Below are 4,755 nucleotides of genomic sequence, written 5' to 3'. Positions count from 1 at the left end.
ACGCTGCCGGTTTACACTCCCCTGGCCAATATCGACGCTTTGGTTGCCGCCGCCCGGACGTGGCGGCGGGATAGGGGCGGGACTGCTGAGGTAGGGGGCGTGAGGGGTTTTAAAGCACCAACTTGCCCAGGTTCTGCAATGCCAAGAGGCCACATCGAAGTTGAGAGAATTCCGACGTATATTGATGATCACTGAACATCATAGGTGGTTGATCATGTCTGTCCAAATCGCCGATCGGCAGGTGATCGAAAAGATCGAGCGGCTTAGCCGGCTGACCGGGCTTGGCCAGACGGTGACCGTCGAGGCGGCGGTGGATCGCATGCTGACCGAGTTAGAAGGGGATGAGTCTTCCGATCCATGGGCAGGGGTTGATGCGATCGTTGCCCAATTGCATTTGATCCCGCTGCGGTCTGATAATTTCGAAGCTGTAGAACATGACGACATGGGGCTGCCAAAGTAAAGGCGGACTTCATGCATTCCCATGCAGTGCCGATGGTTCTTCGGCGGCATCCTCTCCGGGAATCTCGCCGACCATCGAAAATTAGATGGTGTTGCCCGCCGCCCAAAGATAGTGAACGTTGTTGACGTTTGCTATGAGGTCTCTTTTCTTGCTGCCTCCATAGTGGTAAGTATGCTCCATGATGTTCTTAATTGTGGAGATGAGGGTGTATGCAATCTACTTTGACGAGGTAAAATACAACCCTCCTGATCAAAAAAGCTACTGGATCGGTGGACTTGCAATTCCTATTGATCGTATTCCCGTATTAGAGACACAGGTCAATGACCTTGCTTTCAGCCTTTTCGAAGATCGCTCCTTGCGTAAAGAAACTGAATTTCATGGAAAAAAATGTTTAATGGAAAGGCAAACTTCAAAGGAATGGATTTCATAAAACGTTTAGATGCGATGAAGTCTTTGGTAAAAATCATAGAAAGTGCTGAGGATATTCAGAAAATCTATGTACGGATAGTGCCTGAAAATATCGCATATTCTGCTGAAAAGCCTGAGTCGATCGCGTTTAAATATTTTCTTGAGCAGGTTGATAAATTCTTGGCCCAAAAGACGGCAAAAGGTATGATTTTTGGTGACAAAGACGATGATGCTGTTGCGACTGCTGTTGAATGTTTGGCTTTATACAAGCAGTCAGGAACTGGATGGGCAAAAGGACGAAAAATTGAAAACATCGTAGACACGCCCCATTTCGCCAGATCGCACCACAGCCGCATGATCCAACTGGCTGACATTTTCGTCTACGTCATACAGTTTTTATGGTCAACGATCGAGGGCTCCGCGAACCGTGAACAGTTTCGTAGCTATTTGAAGGCCGAGACATGACTCCAATACATATGCCAAAGCAGAATCTGGCCAAGCGAACCACTTTGGCACCGGTGAAGAAGGGACGGCCGATGCTGCTTGGAGCTGGAGTGGTCCGAGAACCGCCCACTATCGGTCGCCGATTTCAACATGGAGTAATCTTGCAGATTTTGCAAGCAAGAACCCGTTGAACATCAGCGGGAGGTGAGGTGCAGGCTGCGATCTCAAGCGGCGCTAACCGCGCCTGATCATAATCCTTTGTCGCCGGTCTGGGTTCTGCTCCAACGCAACCCTGATCGCCAGGGTTCCCTCATCCACCTCCCATTCGCGAACATCACCGTTGCCATCCGGTGGGGGCGGTTGGCGTCGGTCCAGGCGGTGCCTTGGGGGTGTGCATTTTCAGTTTGAGGTTGCCGTCGTCGTCAGCGGCCGAGGCTTCCAGCATGGCGCGGTAGACGGCGCGGGAATGCGCCGGGTGTGGTAAGGCTCTCTTCAGGCCATCGGTGAGGCCCTTATAGGGTCGTGGAACTCTACCGCACCGTGAAACCGTTTACGGGGACCATTGCAACGAGACCATAATGATCGTCCGTAAACGTCCTTCCGCATTTCAGCTTTTCTTCATCATGCGGGGCTCCATCGTCCCGCGCATCAAGGGTCAGGTGCTCAGCACGGTCGGCGTCGCTGTGCTGGTGACCATGGCGCATGGGACGCTGTTCAATCAGAAGGTGACGCTGACGCCCATTCCGTTCAGCCTGATCGGGCTGGCGCTTGCCATCTTCCTGGGGTTCCGCAACACCGCCAGCTACGACCGCTGGTGGGAAGGGCGGAAGCTTTGGGGGGAGCTGGTGATCCGGACGCGTTCGGTGACCCGGCTGATCGTCAACCATGTCCGGCCCGCACAGGGGGAAGACGACGATGAGCGCGTGCCGGCCATGGTGCGCCGGCTGATCGCCTTTACCTATGCGCTCAAGCATCACCTGCAAGGCACCAGGGACGGCCAGAGCGGGAAGTACCTGACCGCCGGCGATGTCCAGGCCGTGGGCGAGTCGGTCAATGCGCCGGATCGGCTGCTGCGTTTGATGAGCCGGGATGTCGCGGCGCTGGCCGCCGCCGGGCGGCTGGACCCCATGATGGTGGCTCAGGTGGAGGACAACCTGACGGCGCTGGCGGGGGTCCAGGCGGGGTGCGAGCGCATTCGGCACACGCCCCTGCCGTTCTCGTATGCACTGCTGCTGCACCGGACGGCGTATCTGTATTGCTTCGCGCTGCCGTTCGGGCTGGTGGATACGACGGGGTTCATGACGCCGTTCGTCGTCGGGCTGGTCTCCTATACGTTCTTCGGGCTGGATGCGATCGGCGACGAGATCGAGGAGCCGTTCGGACTGCTGCCCAACGACCTGCCGCTCGAATCGATGTGCCGGCGCGTCGAGATCGACCTGCTGGAGGCTTTGGGCGAAACCGAGCTGCCGCAGCCGCTGAAGCCGGTCGATTACTGGCTGATGTGAGGGGGCGCTTACCGCCAGTGACCCCTGTGGCCCCCGTGGCCCCCGTGGCCTCCATGGCCTCCATGGCCCCTGCCATGACCATGGCGACCACCGCGATGGCCGCCGTAATAGCCGTCGCCCCGGTTCCAGTCGCCCTTGTACCAGCTATCCCGCCGTCCATAGCCGCCATGATCCCCGCCATGACCGCCGTAATAACCGTAGCCGCCGTAATAGGCCGGGTAGCCGTCGTGATGGATGCATCCGGTCAGAAGCGCCGCCAGGGCAAGAAGCGCCAGGATCGGGGCTAGGGGGACGGGACGTTATGCGGTTGGACACGATGGTCTCCGACTGGAAAGGGTGACGTTTTGTTCTCCTGCTTCCACAAACATCCGGGGCCGGTTTCCCATTCCAGGGCGGCGGAGATATCGAAAGGGGGTTCCATAGTGAAATTTTTTATTTTACTATGAGTCGTCGAGACGAGTTGAACGGTGGACGGACTTTGGAGCGATGGCGGGAAAACGGGCGGAACTCCTTAACGATACGCAGGTGAAGGCATGCCTGCGCTGGTGCGGCGAGCGCCGGCGCTATCCGCACCGGAATCGCGTGGTGGTGCTCCTCAGCGTGCGCGCCGGATTGCGCGCGGTGGAGATCGCGAAGCTGCGGCGCGCCCACGTGATGGACGACGGCGGCGGGATCGCCGACGTGATCGATCTGCGCGGCAAGCTGCGCTTGAGCAAGAAGGGGACCGACCGGGTGATTCCGATGCATGCCGACCTGCGCGCCCATGTCATCGAGTTGTTCCGCATCGTGCCCGGCGGTCCCGACGATCCGCTGATCCTGTCGGAACGGGCGATGCGGCCCAACCCGGAAGACCCGGAGGACCGCCGGCTGGTCTGCATGGCGGCGAATTCCATCGTGCTGATGTTCGGACAGATGTATGGGGAACTGGGGCTTGCAGGATTCTCCAGCCATTCCGGCCGGCGCACCTTCATAACGCGGGTGGCGGATCGGATCACCGAAGCGGGCGGTTCGCTGCGCGATGTCCAGCAACTTGCGGGGCACACCAGCCTGAACACGACCCAGAGCTACGTCGACGGCAGCGACGAGGCGAAACGGCGCGTGATGAAGCTGCTGTGATGGGCAGGATCGAGGCCGGTGGGTTCCAGGTCCGGCGCCTGGGCGCGGACGAGGCTCGGGCCGCCGTTCCGGAACTGGCGGAGGTGCTGATCGACTGTGTGGCCGGGGGCGCATCGGTCAGCTTCATGGCGCCGCTGGACCGGGACAAGGCGGTGGGGTTCTGGCAAGGGGTGGCGGACGGCGTCGCGCACGGCGAGCGCGTGCTGCTGGTCGCGGAGACGGTCGGGGCGGAGCAGGGGCGGGGCATCGTCGGGACCGTTCAGGTGATCCTGGCGCAGCCGGAAAACCAGCCGCACCGGGGCGACGTTTCCAAGCTTCTGGTCCACCGGCGGGCGCGCGGGACCGGGGTGGGGGCGGCGCTGATGGCGGCGGCCGAGGACGCGGCGTGTGATGAGGGGAAGACGCTGCTGGTGCTGGACACCGCAAGCGACGGCGCGGAGCGGCTTTACCGGCGGCAGGGCTGGGTGATGGTCGGCACGGTGCCGGGCTACGCGCTGTGGCCGGACGGGACGCCGTGCGACACGGTGTTCTATTACAAGCGGTTGGGGACGGGGGTATGCTCATCATGAAATAAGGGGAGGAGTGCGCCATGAAAAATGATGAACGTGTTTTAAGGGTCGGGATCGCTTCACGCGAAGAGATCCAGGCGCGCACTCTTGCAGTCGTTCGGGGCGAGATCAAAGTCACGGCCGACGATCCGAAAGTGTGGTTCAATTCAGTCGAGTCTTTGGCTGAGTTTTTGGTCGGTAAAGATTAACCGTAGGTCGGTCTAGAGCGAAGCGGCAGCCGACATAGACGCGCCTGCTTGTCGGCTGCCGCTTC

General features: G+C 59.7%; 8 protein-coding genes. All 8 read left to right on the top strand.

Features of this window, described 5'->3' with window-relative positions:
• Nucleotides 1–214: 214 nt before the first annotated feature.
• The 8 genes from AC5JJ6_RS42155 to AC5JJ6_RS42120 all read left to right on the top strand — a co-directional run bounded on the left by AC5JJ6_RS42155 (nt 215) and on the right by AC5JJ6_RS42120 (nt 4,690).
• Nucleotides 215–460: a type II toxin-antitoxin system VapB family antitoxin gene (locus AC5JJ6_RS42155; RefSeq protein ID WP_496047788.1), complete on the top strand. Its 246-nt coding sequence runs from the start codon at nt 215–217 to the stop codon at nt 458–460.
• Between the two features lie 205 nt (nt 461–665).
• Complete coding sequence (locus AC5JJ6_RS42150) at nt 666–890, top strand: hypothetical protein (protein ID WP_496047787.1); 225 nt, start codon at nt 666–668, stop codon at nt 888–890.
• Nucleotides 848–1,333 (top strand): DUF3800 domain-containing protein, encoded by a 486-nt coding sequence (locus AC5JJ6_RS42145; RefSeq protein WP_496047786.1) that lies wholly within the window; start codon nt 848–850, stop codon nt 1,331–1,333. The genes AC5JJ6_RS42150 and AC5JJ6_RS42145 overlap by 43 nt, the downstream gene beginning before the upstream one ends.
• Before the next feature lie 557 nt (nt 1,334–1,890).
• Complete coding sequence (locus AC5JJ6_RS42140) at nt 1,891–2,817, top strand: bestrophin family protein (protein WP_496047785.1); 927 nt, start codon at nt 1,891–1,893, stop codon at nt 2,815–2,817.
• A 17-nt stretch (nt 2,818–2,834) separates the two neighbouring features.
• On the top strand, nt 2,835–3,104 hold the full coding sequence (locus AC5JJ6_RS42135) for a hypothetical protein (RefSeq protein WP_496047784.1): 270 nt from the start codon (nt 2,835–2,837) through the stop codon (nt 3,102–3,104).
• 199 nt (nt 3,105–3,303) lie between these two features.
• Nucleotides 3,304–3,933 (top strand): tyrosine-type recombinase/integrase, encoded by a 630-nt coding sequence (locus tag AC5JJ6_RS42130; protein ID WP_496047783.1) that lies wholly within the window; start codon nt 3,304–3,306, stop codon nt 3,931–3,933.
• On the top strand, nt 3,933–4,502 hold the full coding sequence (locus AC5JJ6_RS42125; protein WP_496047782.1) for a GNAT family N-acetyltransferase: 570 nt from the start codon (nt 3,933–3,935) through the stop codon (nt 4,500–4,502). Before AC5JJ6_RS42130 ends, AC5JJ6_RS42125 begins: the two co-directional genes overlap by 1 nt.
• Nucleotides 4,503–4,522: 20 nt before the next feature.
• Entirely contained in the window at nt 4,523–4,690 is a 168-nt protein-coding gene (locus AC5JJ6_RS42120) for a hypothetical protein (RefSeq protein WP_496047781.1), read from the top strand.
• Nucleotides 4,691–4,755: the final 65 nt, after the last annotated feature.

The organism is Skermanella sp., from assembly GCF_059503625.1.
This window is presented reverse-complemented; position numbering and strand designations above follow the sequence as displayed.